Origin of the sequence: Bacillus sp. F19 (genome assembly GCA_023823795.1) — a bacterium.
GTDB lineage: Bacteria > Bacillota > Bacilli > Bacillales > Bacillaceae > Bacillus_P.
In genome coordinates, this window is the sequence record CP085710.1 from 3,012,026 (window position 1) to 3,030,473 (window position 18,448).

14 protein-coding genes are annotated in these 18,448 nt (G+C 39.2%); 4 read left to right on the forward strand and 10 right to left on the reverse strand.

The features are described from left to right. Positions 1–538 precede the first annotated feature (538 nt). Entirely contained in the window at positions 539–1,012 is a 474-nt protein-coding gene (locus LIT25_15400; protein USK32013.1) for a YjfA family protein, read from the forward strand. A gap of 42 nt (positions 1,013–1,054) precedes the next feature. Continuing rightward, a complete protein-coding gene (locus LIT25_15405; GenBank protein USK32014.1) occupies positions 1,055–1,531 on the forward strand; it encodes a YjfA family protein in 477 nt (158 codons plus the stop codon). A gap of 291 nt (positions 1,532–1,822) precedes the next feature. Here the strand turns inward: LIT25_15405 and LIT25_15410 are convergent, their stop codons facing one another. The 5 genes from LIT25_15410 to LIT25_15430 form a co-directional block, all read right to left on the reverse strand. Next, positions 1,823–3,214, reverse strand: coding sequence for an amino acid permease (locus LIT25_15410; GenBank protein USK32015.1), 1,392 nt, complete (start codon positions 3,212–3,214; stop codon positions 1,823–1,825). A 1,019-nt stretch (positions 3,215–4,233) separates the two neighbouring features. After that, complete coding sequence (locus tag LIT25_15415; GenBank protein ID USK32016.1) at positions 4,234–5,334, reverse strand: glycerophosphodiester phosphodiesterase; 1,101 nt, start codon at positions 5,332–5,334, stop codon at positions 4,234–4,236. Between the two features lie 167 nt (positions 5,335–5,501). Beyond that, positions 5,502–6,782: an efflux RND transporter periplasmic adaptor subunit gene (locus tag LIT25_15420; GenBank protein ID USK32017.1), complete on the reverse strand. Its 1,281-nt coding sequence runs from the start codon at positions 6,780–6,782 to the stop codon at positions 5,502–5,504. 8 nt (positions 6,783–6,790) lie between these two features. Beyond that, on the reverse strand, positions 6,791–7,459 hold the full coding sequence (locus LIT25_15425; protein ID USK32018.1) for a hypothetical protein: 669 nt from the start codon (positions 7,457–7,459) through the stop codon (positions 6,791–6,793). Between the two features lie 317 nt (positions 7,460–7,776). After that, the gene (locus LIT25_15430; GenBank protein ID USK32019.1) at positions 7,777–8,196 is read right to left on the reverse strand and encodes an NUDIX hydrolase; all 420 of its coding nucleotides are present in this window, start codon (positions 8,194–8,196) and stop codon (positions 7,777–7,779) included. 218 nt (positions 8,197–8,414) lie between these two features. Here LIT25_15430 and ppc point away from each other — a divergent pair, with 218 nt between their 5' ends. Together ppc and LIT25_15440 are read left to right on the forward strand one after the other, a co-directional pair. Then, the gene (gene ppc, locus LIT25_15435; protein ID USK32020.1) at positions 8,415–11,180 is read left to right on the forward strand and encodes a phosphoenolpyruvate carboxylase; all 2,766 of its coding nucleotides are present in this window, start codon (positions 8,415–8,417) and stop codon (positions 11,178–11,180) included. Positions 11,181–11,489: 309 nt separating this feature from the next. Next, complete coding sequence (locus tag LIT25_15440) at positions 11,490–11,888, forward strand: SET domain-containing protein (GenBank protein ID USK32021.1); 399 nt, start codon at positions 11,490–11,492, stop codon at positions 11,886–11,888. Positions 11,889–13,298: 1,410 nt separating this feature from the next. Here the strand turns inward: LIT25_15440 and LIT25_15445 are convergent. From LIT25_15445 to eda, 5 genes are all read right to left on the reverse strand, one after another. Beyond that, on the reverse strand, positions 13,299–14,207 hold the full coding sequence (locus tag LIT25_15445) for an NERD domain-containing protein (GenBank protein ID USK36300.1): 909 nt from the start codon (positions 14,205–14,207) through the stop codon (positions 13,299–13,301). A gap of 1,261 nt (positions 14,208–15,468) precedes the next feature. Next, entirely contained in the window at positions 15,469–16,017 is a 549-nt protein-coding gene (gene hxlB, locus LIT25_15450; protein USK32022.1) for a 6-phospho-3-hexuloisomerase, read from the reverse strand. Beyond that, positions 16,004–16,645, reverse strand: coding sequence for an orotidine 5'-phosphate decarboxylase (locus tag LIT25_15455; GenBank protein ID USK32023.1), 642 nt, complete (start codon positions 16,643–16,645; stop codon positions 16,004–16,006). Before LIT25_15455 ends, hxlB begins: the two co-directional genes overlap by 14 nt. Positions 16,646–16,696: 51 nt before the next feature. Beyond that, on the reverse strand, positions 16,697–17,689 hold the full coding sequence (locus tag LIT25_15460) for a substrate-binding domain-containing protein (protein ID USK32024.1): 993 nt from the start codon (positions 17,687–17,689) through the stop codon (positions 16,697–16,699). 96 nt (positions 17,690–17,785) lie between these two features. Further along, positions 17,786–18,445: a bifunctional 4-hydroxy-2-oxoglutarate aldolase/2-dehydro-3-deoxy-phosphogluconate aldolase gene (gene eda, locus LIT25_15465; GenBank protein USK32025.1), complete on the reverse strand. Its 660-nt coding sequence runs from the start codon at positions 18,443–18,445 to the stop codon at positions 17,786–17,788. Positions 18,446–18,448: the final 3 nt, after the last annotated feature.

An 18,448-nucleotide genomic window follows, 5' to 3' on the forward strand; every position in this document is an offset into this window, starting at 1 on the left:
AGTTATACTCTACAATTAACATCCATGTAATACCATATTTATTCTCTCAAATCAAAGAGTTCTTGCATAAATCAATGAAACAGGGAAACCTGACAACTTCAGCTGCAAGCGGCTTGTTGCAAGTCACTTGAATTGTCACCCGTGTTTTGGTCATCAATGTTTGTTAATGAGTGATTCCTGCTTTTATTCCACTGATGTGATGTAGTTAACAATACTTCTTTCCTAATTAATTAGGACTTTTTTCATCCGTATTAAAAAAAATACATTTGGTTCTCTATTTATAATAATCCTAAATTCAATGAAATGAAGACAGTTTTCTTAACTAAACCCATAATTTACCATAACATAGAAACAATTTCACAAATGGAGTCATACTTCTCAAATTATGTAAATTTATGGATATAATCTAGATTATTTTACATATTAATCCTTTAAAAGAGAATTAAGGATAAAATACCCTTAAATTTACCATTCAAAAGGTGTAATGTGGTGAGGTGTTTTAAAAATATTTTCAATAATTAGAAAGAGGTGACTTATTATGAATGTCTTTCTCAGAGTATTTACCTGTATTTCAATGACCCTTGCAGCTTTTTTTGTTCTCTTTGGCTCTCTGGATTCCTTTTCTGATAAGGTTTATGCAGAAACTCACGTCTATGATGGAAAAAGTCCTTATTACAATAGTTGTGCGGATAGTGCGGTTACAAAGAAAAGTGTAAAAATTTATGCAAATGGTGCTTCTGCAAATTTAGAGCTGAAATTCAGCACAAAATGTAAAACCGCATGGGCGAAAATTACACTTAGCAGACCTGCCAAAGCTGATGGTGAAGCAACAGCATTAGTCGTGAGAAACACTGATAACAAACAGTATAGCTGTTCTTCTTCCGGAGGAAATGGTGAAATAAATAAAGGGCAAACGTCTTGTTATACACCTATGGTTTACGATTTAGATCCCAGAAAAGCAAAGGCAGTTGGATATTGGCCATATACAGCTGGAGAAACAGACTGGTATTAATTGAACAGCAAAACCTTCATCTGACTTTTATTTAATGAAAGGATGAAAAGCTTGAAGAAAAAGATAGGTTTATCAATCATAATGACTTTGTCGATGTTCTTTGTATCATTTGGATTTGGACCCAGCCAAACAAGTGCTGAAAATCATTCTTATGATGGAAAAAGCCCCTATTATAACAGTTGCGCAAGTTCTGCTGTGACAAAAGATAAAGTGTGGATTGATTCCGTTTCTTATGTGGAATTAAAATATAGTACCACTTGTAAAACTGCCTGGGCGAAAGTTACGGTTACTAGGCCGGCGGTATACAATCATGAAGCAGACGCAAGAATTATTCGAAACACAGACGGCAAAGCTTATACGTGTAATAGCTCAGAAGGGAATGGGGTAGTAAATAAAGGTCAAACCTCTTGTTATACGCCAATGGTATATGACTTGGACCCGCGAAAAGCTCAAGCTCAGGGTATTCACGCAATTCCAAATAGTGATGCCTATAAAAAAGCAGTAACGATTTGGTATTAGGAAAATAAGGCTTATTTACCTCTAACACGCAAACCCTCCGTTCACTTACAGAACGGAGGGTTTGCGTGTTTAACAACAAAATGAAAATAACATTACATTAGCAGGCATTTTTCATTAATATTATTGGTTGGTTCTAAACGTAATGGATTTTCGGAAATCATCCATTTGCTTTTGAAGTATGAAAACGCGTGCGAAACACTGCATCTTCGCACGCCTTGGACCAAAAATCAACATTATTTTACAAGTTTGATAGGTAAAATAAATTTCTTTCATTTAATCAAACAAAGTGAATTATCGGTTAGTCACTCCATCATCTGTTTGAGTATCTACTGGGACACGCTTGCTTATTCCCAAAGTGTAATAACTAATCACAACGATGCCTAGGAAAACAATCCCTACTATAAGCGATATACGCGTTTCATCATTAAACCACATACCGATTAATACCATCATTAAGAAGGCAATTGTCAAATAGTTTGTAACAGGAGCAAAAGGCATTTTAAATGGATGTTTGGCCATTTCAGCCCCTTTTTCTCTTCTGAATCGAATTTGACTAATAAGGATGACAAACCACGGGATCATACCCGGCAGCACACTTGCACTGTATACGTACACAAATATCTTTGGCGGTGCAATATAGTTTAAAACAACACCAATGGCTAAACCGATCATTACTGCAATCGTTCCATATAAAGGTACACCATTACGAGAGATTTTCGTAAAGAATTTTGGCGCTTGACCATTCACTCCCAATGTATAAAGCATGCGGCCGGCACTGAATATACCACTATTACAGCCAGACATTGCTGCTGTAATTACGACAAAGTTAATAATACCTGCTGCTGCTGTAATCCCAATTTTCGCAAAAGTTGAGACAAACGGGCTTCCAAGAGTATCAAGCTGATCCCAAGGAAAAACAGTTACAATAACAAAAATAGCTCCGATATAGAAGATTAAAATACGCCAAATAATACTTTGAATCGCGTTTGTGATCGTTTTTTGCGGATTTTTTGCTTCTCCAGCTGTAATCCCGATGAGTTCGACCCCTTGATAAGCTGCAATAACAAGAGATAGTGCAAAGAAAAATCCTGACCAGCCACCTGTAAAGAAGCCGCCATGTGCCCAAAGGTTAGATAATCCGATTGCGTCTCCTCCGTTGCCAAATCCGAAGAAAATAAGACCAATCCCTGCAATAATCATCAAGATTATCGTAACGATTTTAATCATCGCAAACCAGAATTCAAATTCACCGAATGATTTAACGGAAATTAAGTTCGCTGCACCAAGAATGACCATTGCGATGATACCTGGTATCCAAGCGGGCAGATCCGGGAACCAGTACTTCATGTATGCCCCAACCGCTATAATTTCTGACATCCCTACGACAATCCACTGGAACCAGTTACTCCACGCAGTCATATAACCTGCTAATGGATGTATGTACTTATGGCCGAATGTTGCAAATGAACCTGTACTTGGCTCTAAATACAGCATTTCTCCCATTGCACGCATAATAAAAAATATAAATATTCCGCAGATTGCATAAGCAAGCAGTACTGACGGACCCGTCCATTGGATCGTGCTTGCTGACCCCATAAATAAACCAACACCAATCGTACCGCCCAAAGCAATCATCTGAATATGACGTGATTCCAAACCTCTCTTCAGTTCTTTGTTTGCCATTCCATTTCCTCCCCTAACACTATTAATAACGCAAATTTTAAGCAAGATACAATCAGCTCGCACTATTCGGGATCGAAATGAAGAAGCAGGCGTCACTTTTTTTCAATCTATTTTAGAAGCTTGCCTTAAAAATCATTCTTGACTTCCCGTTAAATTCCATTCCTGATAGTTTGAAAGATTCATTATCTTAATGACGGTTTTTAATCGTCTGATTATTTATTTTATAATAATAAATTTACTTAAAAAACACAAATGTTTTTTTCAGGGAAACACTTTTCTATCAATAGTAAATATCCATTATTTACAAAATAGTAAATGGAATAAAAAATATTTTAATACAATTAAAATTTAATGAAATCTCTATAAGAATATACTTTGCATTAGACTTAGTTAAGCATGATCCATTATCTTTTTATGAAATATGACTACGCGTTCATAGAATTTTCAAATAAACAATTCCGCACTTTAAACCGCAATTTAATTTCTAATAATTAGCAAATGAATAGATCTATATACACATATCCACATTAGATGGGTATGCTTTTTTTATCTAGTTTTAATTTAACGCTGATACAGCAAAAAAAGAGCAAAATCACTAAAGATTCTGCTCTTACTATTTTATCCCAAACTGGGAGCTTCAGATGAATTTTCAAGCCACTTAGATCTGATCCAAATGTGTTATCCTGCTTTCAATAGAATAGAGGATCAAAAAAGGGCTTTAAAAACTATCATTTTTCCCTCACCTGCTATCTCTTTAAGAAAGCCCTATCGCCCTCTGCTGGAGCCTTTTATGTATCGTAAAATCTTCTTAATTGCGTTCATATGAATTCTCCTCACATTCGTTTTCTGACATTTTATATAAAAGAAAATCCTTTTATTTCCTCTTAAACCATATCATATGACTCAAGAAAAATGGGTAATATTTTTTATTTTTCTATATCCAAATAAAAAATGCAATCCCAGTCCCTGGATTGCATTTTTATTTTCGCGAAATATTCCTTCTCGAGAACAGAGTCCGATTAGTTATTGATAGTTAGGTAATTACTTTTTGGCGCTTTATATCTTTTAGGCATCTTAAAATCATGGTGAGACATGACTTCACGGAGACGGTCAGGATAATCTGTGATGATACCGTCGACTCCATCCTCTACCAGTTTGTTCATTGTTGGGGAATCATTTACTGTCCAGGGAATCACTTTCATTCCGGCTTCGTGAGCATCTGCCACCATTTGTTTTGTTACGTATGGTTCGTAGTTTTCATCTGTGATTTTGCCGTTCTGTGGAAAACCGTGTACTGGCGAGATTGCATCTGCTCCAAATGATCTGGCGGCTGCCACTAAGTCTCCGTCAAAAGCGTCGATATCGATTCCACCAAGCCATGGTGATGCTCCCGGCTGGCCTGGCTGCAAAAATTGAGGACCGTTAGTCAGCGCTATGATAGGCAGACTTGGCTCAACTTCACGCATTCGCATAAGTGAACCCCAGTCAAAGCTTTGAATGGATACTCTGTCAAGCATTCCTGCCTCTCGGACTTCTCGGGCAACGATTTGAACAAATTCTTCACGCGGGGCGGTTTCATGAGGAGCACCCGCTTCTACCTTTGTTTCAATATTCATTCGGACCTTTTTTGCGTTGTAGCGTTTGACCAGATCGAAAACTTCAGTCAGCAGAGGCATCTTAGCTCCTGAACTTGTCTCCTGACCAGGATACTGCGGCTTTGTCTTTGAACCGCAGTCAAGAGTGCGGATTTGTTCAAGCGTTAGATTTTTTATGTATTTTCCGACATATGGGTACTCGGGATCACCTGAGAATGACGGAGCTGTATCCTGACAGTTTCCGCCTGAAATCTTACGGTCATGTGTCACAACAGCTTGATGATCCTCAGTGATCTGCACATCAAGCTCAAGGGTATTTACTCCGAGTTCAAGAGCTTTAGAGAATGATGCAATAGTAGATTCAACTGTAAGCCCCATTCCGCCGCGGTGTGCCTGGAGATCAAATTCAGTTGATCCATCGCCAGTTCTCTCAGCCGCTGAAACGGTCTGTCCATTTCCAGTTGAAACCATCGTACTCACTATCAGTGCTGCAATTGCTGCATAAAAAAGCTTTTTCCTTTTCATCTGCACATCTCCTTTATACTCTTAAAAGTATGGTACGAATAAAGTATAAAGAGATTTTGTTAATTCAATTTCATACAAATAATAAGACTATATAAAGAAAAATAGGAAGTATGCCATAGTTATAGAGACCCGGCTGCTTCCCTGTTACATTGATCATATTCTTTATGTTAATGAACAAATCCTCTTAAAATCAAACGAATCCTCTGTTCATTCGAAAATGTCTTTAGTGTATTCTTCTCTACATAACGATGATTTATCGGCATGAAAATCTCCATCTTATCTTTTAAATCTTTCGATGGATGACTGACGATTCTCTCTCCTTTTGTTAATCCTTGCAGCACCTCATTGCGGTTGTTTACCTCTAGCCCAAGATTTATTTCTCTTTTTTCCAGTCTTCCATTTTTAATAACATAAACATAGGTTTTTCCTGCTTTTTTTTGAATAACGGAATCAGGTATAACGACAACTCCATTCCGCTCTTCAAGAACGATATCAAGACTGATGTGATATCCGTGATGCCAGGTTTCGTCAGCTTCAATCATTTCAGCTCGAAATGGATAAAAGCTTTCTTTTTCTTCAACGGATGGCACTCCGATTGGATCCATTTTCAATTCTTTTATCGTACCCTCTTTTTTCTGGTCAGGCAAAACGTTTGCCGATGCAATTACTTTTTGTCCCACTTTTACTTTGGCCGCTTGTTTTTCTGAAAGCTTTCCTTCAATGAGAAAAGGCTGATTTGAATTAATTGAGACTACGGCTTCATTCTCACTTTGTGGGTATGGATTGATTTCAGACACCGTGCCATCCATTTTGCTGGTAATCTTATATTTCGCTTTCTCTCCCTGCAATAGGGTGATTTTATGATTGATCCCGTCCATTTGCAAGTTGAGATCCTCAATTTGATCCTGTTTGTCGCTAATTTGATTGCTTATTACTTCTTCATTATTATCATTTTCATTATCACTATTATCATTATTATTTTCATTATCACTATTATCATTATTTTTTTCATTATCAAAGAGATCAGGTGTAGAGTCAAACTGCGCCTCACTCAGCTGCTGCTTTAGAGAAGACAAATCGGATTCAGCTGAACTCAGCCGTTCAGTCAATTTGCTGATCTGCTGTTTCAGTCCTTCAATTTCAGCATCTATGTGGCCAGTTTGATATTCAATGAGAATGTCACCAGCCAAAACCGCATCTCCCTCAGAAACCTTTACTTCATTAATCGTACCCAACGTTTTATCATATTGAATGGAGTAATTTGAAGAAGGAATCACAACTCCTTTAGTAGAAAGCAGTTTCTTTAAGTCCCCATTTTCAGTATTGGAATACGAGTTTAATGCTTTAGACCTCTCTATGTGATCTGTGCTCAATATGATACTTATATTTATTATGATGAATGCTAGACTTATAGTGATGATAATCCCGATCAACGTTTGCTTTTTCATATATCCCCCTACAACGAAATTCCCAGGTTTTGCGTTAATAAAACGAATGCAGCAGTAACCAAAATAAAAATGAAATAAGCAAAGATCACGATGCCTATGATTGATTTCATTGTTTTATCAGACATCTTCTGCAAAGCTATCATTTGGATCCAGGCACTCCATACCAGAAAGATTGTAACATGACTTAGTGCATTCACAAGGAATGACTGGCTTGAAATTAACTGGATAAGGACCCCAAAACCGAATGGAGAGGATTCAGAATTAATTCCTAAATAATAGAAGAGCGGGAAGTTAAGCACTTTTTCTATGAATAACAGAAATGCGGGAAACAATCCGATGGTAAAAAGCTTGGCCCACCCTATTTCATAAAAAAACACTCTAAATACTAATGTAAAAAATAGAAGAGTGAATATAGGAGTAAGTAATCCCGATAAAAGTCCGCCAATCCCAAATAGAAACTTAGCGAATTCCAGCTTCTCCCTTCCAATGATATCCATCAATTTCATAATTTCTTCCGTATGTATGCCTAAATAAGCGCTGCCTGCAGCAAGCAGGAGACTTAATCCAATGAGTAAAGCAATTCTTAACGAGAGACCCTTCACTTTTTCTGATTGATGAAGCTTTTCAAAATATGTAATTGGATCTAGTAAGCCTTCGAGTATTCGAACTTGGTGCATGGTAGTCCTCCTGTCAAAAATAAAAACGGTTACTAGAAATTTATAGCATATTTTCTCACTTAATAACAGTTACTTCCGGAATATAACATGAGAAAAATTGAAATTAATTTTATTTAGATATATATAAAATTGAAACTATATTTAAACATTATTTTTATTGGAGAAGGAATCGGATGGATATATTCAATCTCACTGTATGTGTATCCTTCTAGTTGATGCTGTACGACTTTTACCATTTTTTTAATAGATGTAATAATCGCAAAAAATAAAGGAAGACTCAAGAATATAATGAGCATTCCCTAATCGTTTAGTAATAATCAATTCCTTCTGAGCATATAAGGAATTTCATTACTCCATTCCAGCTGTCCTTCTGAAAGATGAAGATATTGTGCTGCCGACTCAGCATCCATCCAAGTGATTTCTTCAATTTCTTCCGGCAGTAAGATTTGTTGTTTTCCACCGGTTATTCGGCCAATAAAAGTAAAGAAAATGACATGATGCCCTCTTTCTTCAAGAAATGCTTCGCTTACACTATTGATTCCAGTAACGGAAACCTCTAACCCCGTTTCTTCTTTAACCTCTCGAATTGCAGCTTGCTCAAGGGTTTCACCATTCTCAACTGCTCCACCCGGTAATGTATAATAGGAGGAAGAAGATTTCCCTTTATTTTTGACCATCAGTATACGTCTGTTCTTGTCATCGTATAAAAGAACGTACGCCACATCCACTCTTTTCATTTAATCTCATCACCTTTTAATCTAGTTAATATTTATACCGCAAAAAACAAATATAGTAAGGATTACACTATTTTAACATGAAAATTCTTAAAATTAGAACAATAGATTGCAGATACTATGCATTTTTATACGATTCATGGTAAACTTATCATTATTTTAATTTTCAAAAAACAAATGACGAAAAGATGGAATCCATTCCAGTAAAAGAGGTGCATAGAATGACGGTAAAATCAGAAACCATACAAGATCGCAATCATAACGCGGCACTGCGCCGAGATGTAAAGTTCCTTGGAAACATGCTGGGAGATGTGCTCGTCCACCAGGGCGGACAGCAGCTGTTAGATAAGGTCGAAAAAATCCGGGAGATGACAAAATCGCTTCGCAGTCATGCGGATGATTCTATATATGCCGATTTGAAAAGGGAAATATGGACTCTTGAACCTCCGCTTAGAAAACAGGTCATCAGAGCCTTTGCGGTCTATTTTCATTTAGTCAATATCGCAGAGCAGAACCACCGAATCAGACGAAGACGCGATTATCAATTTCAGGAAGAGTCTGTGAAACAGCCAGGTTCATTGGAAAATGCCGTTGCTTCTTTAAAAGAGAATGGCATCTCTGCGGACGTTATTCAGAATCTGCTCAAGACCCTTTCGCTGGAGCTGATTATCACAGCACATCCAACAGAAGCGACAAGACGAAGTGTCCTCGAAATTCATAAACGAATCGCCGCGCTGCTTAATAGTCTGGATCAGCCGATTCATACAAAGCGTGAACGTGCAGAGCTTAGGGACCGACTATTTAATGAAGTCGTGATTTTGTGGCAGACGGATGAGCTGCGAGACCGTAAGCCTACAGTTATGGATGAAGTCGCAAATGGGCTGTACTATTTTGATGAAACATTATTTGAAGTGCTGCCTCAAATTCATCAGGAATTGGAGGATTGTCTGCAGACTCATTATCAGGAAAGTGAGTGGCAGGTCCCTAACTTTCTCCGCTTCGGATCGTGGATCGGCGGAGACCGAGACGGAAATCCAAATGTAACGGCGGATATTACTTGGAAAACGCTGAATAAACACAGAACACTTGCTGTCCGCAAATACAAAGAATCACTGAAGCAATTGAGAAAGCGACTGAGCCAATCGACAAAACGAGTGACTGTCAGTGATGAGCTGCTTGATTCAGTGCACAATGAAGTTTCTATTTTAAACAAAAAAGAAAGATGGCAAATTGAGCATGAAGTGTATCGCTGCAAATTAACGATTATGCTAAAAAAATTAGATCCGCAGAGTGATTTTGGCTATAGAGCTTCTGATCAATTTTTGGATGATCTGAAGCTGATTCAGAAAAGTGTCAAGCTTCATCATCCTAAAGGCTATGAGCTGAAAAGTCTGCAGAAGCTGATCCGTCAGGTCGAACTGTTCGGCTTTCATCTTGCAACCCTTGATATCCGCAATCACAGCGGCGAGCATGAGGCTGCAATTAAAGAACTTTTCCATTCCGTAAAGCTTGCTGAGGATTATTCGAGCCTGTCAGAGGAAGAAAAAATGAAGCTTCTCGGAGATGTTCTGCAGGATCCAAGACCTCTTGTTTCCTTTAAAGAGGATTACTCAAAAGAAACTCAGGATGTTTTAGAAGTATTTCAAATGATCCGCAACGCACACAAGGAATTTGGCGAGAGGTCTATTGAAGTGTACTTAGTGAGCATGACGCAATCAGCGAGTGATTTGCTTGAAGTGATGGTTCTTGCCAAGGAAGCAGGCCTTTATCGTCTGCACCCTGATGGACGGATTGAAAGCAAGCTGAATGTCGCTCCCCTGCTTGAGACGATAGATGATTTGATTGCAGGTCCTAAAATTATGGAGAAGCTTTTCCAATTGGATTTTTACCGCACGCATCTGCAGGAGCAAAACAACCTGCAGGAAATCATGCTGGGCTACTCTGATGGAAGCAAGGATGGCGGGACGCTTACAGCCAACTGGAAGCTCTACAAAGCGCAGCAGGAAATTCATGATATGGCTAAGCAGTACAGCATTCGTCTGAAGTTTTTCCATGGACGCGGCGGTTCGCTTGGACGCGGCGGCGGTCCTCTTAACCGAAGTCTTCTTTCTCAGCCGGCTGAGACCCTTGGAGACGGGGTCAAAATTACCGAGCAGGGCGAGGTTCTCTCATCCCGCTATGGTTTATTTGACATAGCTTACCGCAGCCTTGAGCAGGCAGCTTCAACACTCCTTACAGCTGCAGCACACGTTTCAAGTGAAGCGGAACAGTCAGATATCCGCACGAACGACTGGGAAGAAGCCATGGATCAGATATCTTCTGTGTCACTGAGTAAATATCAGGAGCTTGTATTTAAAGATCCAGACTTCTTAACTTATTTTAAACAAGCGACTCCGCTGCCTGAACTCGGGGCGCTCAATATCGGGTCCCGCCCGATGAGCCGTAAAGGAAGCGAGCGGTTTGAAGATTTGCGAGCCATTCCATGGGTGTTCGCTTGGACACAGAGCCGCCAGCTCCTCCCTGCCTGGTATGCAGCTGGAACTGGATTACAAAGAGGGATAAAGGATGCGGCAAACCTGGACCGCCTTCAGCAAATGTACAAAAGCTGGCCGTTCTTCCGTTCAACCATCGACAATCTGCAAATGGCTTTATTAAAAGCCGATTTGATGGCAGCAAAAGAATATCTCGGCATGGTTGACGATCAGCAGGCAGCAGAACGAATCTTTAACGATATCAAGGCTGAATACAACAGAACAAAAGAAATCCTCCTCCACATTACAGAGCAGACAGAGTTAATGGATCACATTCCAAACATCCAGGAATCTGTAAGGCTCCGAAATCCTTATGTGGATCCATTAAGCTTTTTCCAGGTTGAAGTGATTTCGAAACTGCGTGAAGCCGGAGATGATCGCCCTCATGAAGAACTGTTAAGCGAAGTGCTGCTGACGATAAACGGAATCGCTGCAGGACTCCGGAATACAGGCTGATGTAAGAAATCGGACATGTTATGTGTCCGATTTTTTCTGCTTTTAAAATAAAGAAGATCATGTTAATCAATAATACCGCCCGCGAGTATAGCCATTCTAAAAAGCTCCGAATTCTGTTCATTTTCATCTCCCCAGTTATTTGTTTTTCATTTAAAGTACTATTCAGCTGAACTTTAAATGTTTTTCAACTAAAAGATTTCCAACTAAAAAAATGAGCACAATCCGTGAAAACAGTTGCTTTTCTCCCAATGAACTGTCAAGCTTATATAGGTAAAAAAACTTAACAGGAAAGATCATACAGGTGACGAAATGATTGAAATCAAAACATCTTCCCTTAGCGACGGGGAATTTAATAGAGGCGTTTTCGCTACGCGCGACATCGCAAAAGGGGAAATTATCCACGAGGCTCCGGTTATTCCATATCCAAATGCCGAGCATGTTCATATCGAAAAAACAACCCTTGCTGATTACGCATTTGAATATGGCCAGAACCACACAGCCATCCTTTTAGGCTACGGCATGCTTTTTAACCATTCCTACACACCCAATGCCACATACGAAATCAGCTTTGAAAACCATACTTTTATCTTCAGCGCATACAAAGACATAAAAGCAGGAGAAGAAATTCTCATTAACTACAATGGCGACGAAGAAGACCAAGAGCTGCTTTGGTTTGATCGGGAAGATGAAAAAAAAGACAGCAAATAACAAAAAAACTGACTCGGGTTGAGTCAGTTTTTTTGTTGGCTGCTTAAGTATAATTAAATCCGAAAAGAGATAGCACTTTATTGATGATTGTAGAGTTCATTATCCTATCTTTACGAGACAATTCTCTACATATAGGATGCACTTGAAGCCACGAAGCAGATTTATGGTGCGAATGGATCCCCTTTTTTGGCTCATTTCTGAATTTAGGTACTCATTGCTTGCGTATGATTCCTCTTTTTTGGCTCAATCCTGAATTTGAGTACTTATAGAGTGCGTATGATTCCTCTTTTTTGGCTCAATCCTGGGTTTGGGTACTCATATAGTGCGTATGATTCCTCTTTTTTGGCTCAATCCTGGGTTTGGGTACTCATATAGTGCGTATGATTCCTCTTTTTTGTCTCAATCCTGTTTTTGGGTACTCATTGAGTGCGTATGATTCCTCTTTTTTGGCTCAATCCTGAATTTGAGTACTTATTGCGTGCGTATGATTCCTCTTTTTTGTTTCAATCCTGGGTTTGGGTACTCATATAGTGCGTATGATTCCTCTTTTCTCGCTCAATCCTGGGTTTGGGTACTCATATAGTGCGTATGATTCCTCTTTTCTCACTCAATCCTGGGTTTGGGTACTCATATAGTGCGTATGATTCCTCTTTTCTCACTCAATCCTGGGTTTGGGTACTCATATAGTGCGTATGATTCCTCTTTTTTGGCTCAATCCTGAATTTGAGTACTCATTGCTTGCGTATGATTCCTCTCTTTTGGCTCAATCCTGAATTTGAGTACTTATTGCGTGCGTATGATTCCTCTTTTTTGTTTCAATCCTGGGGTTGGGTACTCATAGAGTGCGTATGATTCCTCTTTTCTCGCTCAATCCTGGGTTTGGGTACTTATAGAGTGCGTATGATTCCTCTTTTTTGGCTCAATCCTGGGTTTGGGTACTAATTGCTTGCGTATGTTTCCTCTCTTTTGGCTCAATCCTGAATTCGAGTACTTATTGCTTGCGTATGATTCCTCTTTTTTGGCTCAATCCTGTTATTGGGTACTCATAGAGTGAGTATGATTCCTCTTTTCTCACTCAATCCTGGGTTTGGGTACTCATAGAGTGCGTATGTTTCCTCTTTTTGGCTCAATCCTGTTTTTGGGTACTCATAGAGTGCGTATGATTCCTCTTTTCTCACTCAATACTGGGTTTGGGTACTCATAGAGTGCGTATGTTTCCTCTTTTCTTACTCAATCCTGTTTTTGGGTACTCATAGAGTGCGTATGATTTCCAATTCAAGCTCATACCTGGATTTTGCGTACTTATAGTGCTTATGAATACCTCAACCCCAATACTGGCTCACTCCCTGAAATCGGAAAAGTAAAGAATCCAAAGAATCGCAATTTAGTGAAAATCTGAAATTACGGTATTCAAAGATTTTCTACATAATTAGCAGATTTCCCATGTCCTTCTTTTTTAAAGTTCTTAGAAAGAATTTTCCAAATGAATTTTTTATTTTTTATGATGCTGCACCAATCATGTATTTGGTTTGTAGTAATTTTGCATGTTGGAAAAAGCATTCTAAATTCTTCCGTGCTCCGTAAGACAGCGCTTTGGTGCCTCTCTATCCCCTTGCAGCAATCGCAGATTAGTGCCGTTTTGTTTAACGACCTATAGAATGTATAGCACACTGGACAGAGAATTCCTTTTTCAAGTTGATCATAGCAATAGTTAGGTAGGCGGCAGTATGGAGACTCGGTTAGATGAAGAGATAACAATTTATGAGCTAATGTAGTATGAACTCCTTTTAGTTTGTTCGATTTCTTCGTTATTTTTTCAGCAAAACGGTTTAGCTGTGAAGCTAATATGATTGGGAGATTTAGAGATGTTTGATAGAGTTGAAATTCGGGGTTGATAAAAATAAGATAAGCTTCAACCTGAAATGTTAATTTATGCTCCTGGAGTAATCGCCGTAATAAAGATTCATTTCTTTTTAATTGATGCATGGGATTTTTAATTTCTAATTTTGAAGATGAATACCATTTATCCTCTTCTATAAAAAAATCACCCTCATAATTTTTAACTTCAAAAAGATAAATCGTGTTTGATGAAACATATAAAGAATCGATTTGAAATAAGGAATGGTTCGTTTCGAATAATAAATCATTTAATATCAACCCCTCACCTGCAAGGTCCTTCATCCATTCGTCAAACTTCTGCTCCCCCTCAAATCCTTTTTTGAGATTGGCATAATGATTTTTATCCTTTGCCGGCAAATCTATACGGGCATTTAAATACCTCAAGATTCTTAATTCTAATGATTCACAGCGAGGTTTCATGATCAAAGAACATATCTCCTTTCACCTTTCCCTAATGATAAAGCGTCTTTAAAATAACAGCAAATCTCAAAAAACTAATTTTATGTTGCTCTATCTTGGTTGATGAGCGCGCACTTTGCCCATAAACAGGAAAATTATTAGACTTGGGTACTAATAGAGGCTGATTGATTCCTCAAAACTGGCCCTATTCCTAGACTTGGATACTCATTGTGCCGGTTTGATTCCTCAAAACAGGATTATTCATAGACTTGGATACTCATTGAGCCGGTTTGATTCCCCAAAACAGGATTATTCCTAGACTTGGATACTCATTGAGCCGGTTTGATTCCCCAAAACAGGATTATTCCTAGACTTGGATACTCATTGTGCCGGTTTGATTCCTCAAAACAGGATTATTCCTAGACTTGGATACTCATTGAGCCGGTTTGATTCCCCAAAACAGGATTATTCATAGACTTGGATACTCATTGAGCCGGTTTGATTCCCCAAAACAGGGTTATTCATCGACTTGGATACTCATTGAGCCGGTTTGATTCCCCAAAACAGGATTATTCATCGACTTGGATACTCATTGAGCCGGTTTGATTCCTCAAAACAGGATTATTCCTAGACTTAGATACTCATTGAGCCGGTTTGATTCCCCAAAACAGGATTATTCCTAGACTTGGATACTCATTGAGCCGGTTTGATTCCTCAAAACAGGACTATTCCTAGACTTGGATACTCATTGAGCCGGATTGATTCCTCAAAAATGGCCCTATTCATAGACTTGGTTACTCATTGAGCCGATTTGATTCCCCAAAACAGGATTATTCCTAGACTTCGATACTCATTGAGCCGGTTTGATTCCTCAAAACAGGATTATTCCTAGACTTCGATACTCATTGAGGCCCGTATGATTCACCAAATCAGACTAAATCGTAGACTTAGCTACTCATTGAGCCGGTTTGATTCCCCATAACAGGATTATTCCTAGACTTAGATACTCATTGAGGGCCATATGATTCACCAAATCAGACTAAATCGTAGACTTAGCTACTAATAGAGCCGGTTTGATTCCCCAAAACAGTTTAACTCCATATCATGTGTACTCATAGCGTGATCTCCGCACATCTAATCAAGACAAATCGATTTAAAGCCCATTTCCTCTGATTTAATAATCTGCAACTATGGAGACCTTAGATGAGCAAGGTGCCATGCTTTCATTATAATGAGAAAAGAGCTTGGGCCAGATTGGACCCAAGCTCTTAATTTTATCTTCTTACTCCATATTACTATGTTTCTGAAACGCCTGTTCATTGCTGATTTTTTTCTTCTCTGCATATTGCAGGCAAATGCCGTCAAATAGAAGATGGACACATTGATCAAATAATGATCCCAATGGCTGAATCGTTGGCTGTTCACCTTCTTTTCGATATTTAGTTGCTGCTGGTACATGAAGAATATAGGTGGCAAGTGCAGCGAGCTGCGCTTCTGGATCAGCAGTTAAAGCAATAATCATACATCCGATTGATTTTGCTTTTTCTGCCGTCCAGACAACATTTTTTGTCGTGCCGGACCCTGATACAGCTACTAAAATATCATTCTTAGATATACTCGGTGTGATTGTTTCACCTACAACATAGACTTCTGCTCCCAAATGCATCAGACGCATTGCGAACGATTTTGCCATCAATCCTGAACGGCCTTCACCGATGACGAAAATACGCTGATCTTTTAAAAGCTCGCTGACAATCGGTTCAATCTGCTGTGAGCTGCTTCTTTTAATGACTGTCTTTATTTCAGCTAGAATGGTTTCAAGCTGGTCCATGTGATTCCGCCTTCTTTCTCTCAATAATTTCACGTAATGCTTCAGCAGCTTTTTCAGGCTGTGGGGCTTTTGTGATTGCTGATCCAATAATGACGATCTCAGGAAGCGGTCCTGCTATATTTTGAATAGATTCTCCTGTTATACCTCCTGCAATAGCCCACTGCAAAGACGAATCAAAAGTAGCTGAAGCTGAGTTATTCAATCCTGACTTCTCCTGGACATCTTTACTGACATGATCACAAAAAATAGCCTCGGTATAAGGAAAAAGAGCTGTTTTTTGTTCTTCTGTTGTGTTTAATAAATCAATCATTGTTTTTTTCTGATGCTTTGCAGCTGCTTCGAGGCACGTTTCAATTGTCTGAAGTGGGCTTACTCCCATGACAGTTGCCATGTCAGCACCAGCTTCAAAGCATAACTGAAATTCATATATAGCATTATCAATGGTTTTCATATCTGCCAATATAAGTTTATCTGGAAAGGCTTCTTTCAATCTGGAGATGCTGACGATTCCGTATTCCTTAATCAGAGAAGTTCCTACTTCAAAGATGTCTATAAATTTTTCAGCCTGACCGGCTATCTTAATGGCTTCATCAATCGATAAACGGTCCAATGCCAGTTGAATTTTCATTCCATCTCCTCCTAAACCGGTTTAGTAACGGCTTGAAAAAAAGAGAATCGCTTACGATGATTCTCTAATTATGAGTTCACAAGGGAAAACATGCTCGTGAACCTCGTTCCATTCCTTGTTAATTTGCTTGAGCAGGATTTCAGCTGCTTTTTGTCCCATTTCATAGCCTGGCTGGGCTATCGTGGTCACTTGTGTTTCTGCTAAATGAGCAAGCGGGATATTATCAAACACAATTAACGCTGCATCTTTCCCGATTTTCATCTGCTTGTCTTTAAAAAATTCAAGGATCTCAATAAAAACTAAATCGTTTCCGGCAAAAAGGGCTGTTGGCGGCTCTTTTAGAGCAAAGAGCTTTTCCAATTCATGTTTCATCTGCTCCCGATCAGCATGTATCATATACTCATTAAAGAGCGGAATACCCTCATCACTCAGCGCCTGCTTGTAACCTTTCAGCCTGTCAATCCTTGGACTGATTATCAGCGGCTGCGTAGCGATTGCTATTTTAGTATGGCCGCGGGAAAGTAAATGCCTAATGGATTCTTCCGTTGCATCACGGTTCGCTGCCACTACATAATTGGCTTTTAATCCTTCAATTTTACGGTCCATAAAAACGACGGGATATTCTTCATCTAACAGCTTCTGATACAGGTCCAGGTTTTGCCCTGTCGGAAAAATAATCAGTCCGTCTACTTGCTTCGCATGAAGAACTTCAATATATTTGCGCTCTTTTTCAGGGTTGTCATCGGCATTGCATAGTATGGCGTGAATATCATGCTTATGACAATAGTCCTCAATCGAGCGGCTGACCTCTGTTGAGAGCCTGTGCATGATGTTTCCGACGATAATGCCGATCATCGATGTTCGTTTCTGCTTTAAGCTTCTTGCCAGGTAGTTGGGCTGATAACCTAGGAATTTGATCGCTTCATCAATTTTCTTCTTGGTATCTTCACCCATATATTCATAGCGTTTATTAATAAATTGAGAGACCGTGCTTTTAGAAACTCCGGCTTCTTTGGCTACATCAGCCATCGTCACTCTTGCCATCTTATCAACTCTTTCCAATCTGTCCGTACCAATCATTTTATCGGATAAACAGACATTTATCCAGCTCTCCTCTTCATTAACTAAAAACGCAGCCGCTCAAAATCGAGCGGCCATTTGGATTTCTTCTCTTGCCTTCTTTACTTCATTGATAAAATCAGCAGCTTTTTCTTTTATATTAAGAAGAGCTTCTTCCGTTAATGGTTTTTTCGTATTCACAAGGGTACTTCCTACCCCAACCGCAACAGCGCCTGCTTTCATATAATCAGCTGTATTATTAAGATCAACCCCGCCTGTCGGCATCAGCGGGATATGCGGCAGCGGGCCTGCAATATTTTTTAAATACGAAGGTCCAAAAGCATCAGCAGGGAAAACTTTAATTAAATCTGCTCCATATTCATAGGCAGTAAGAATTTCCGTCGGTGTAAATGCCCCTGGTACACTAATGACGCCATAGCGTTTAGCCATAGTAATTGTTTCTTTACGCACAGTTGGTGAAAAAATAAATTTTGCTCCTGAAAGTATGGCCATTCGTGCAGTTTCCGGATCGAGGACGGTCCCTGCTCCAACAAGCACTTCGTCTCCAAAATATGCCGCTGCAGCCTCAATAACAGACGCTGCTCTTGGGGTTTCCATTGTAATTTCAAGGGCAGTGACACCCCCGCCTTTTAAAGCATTGCCAATCGAAATAATGGATTCAGGCGTTGCTCCTCTTATGACAGCTATAACCCCGCGGTTTCTGATTTCAGTTACTCCCATTTT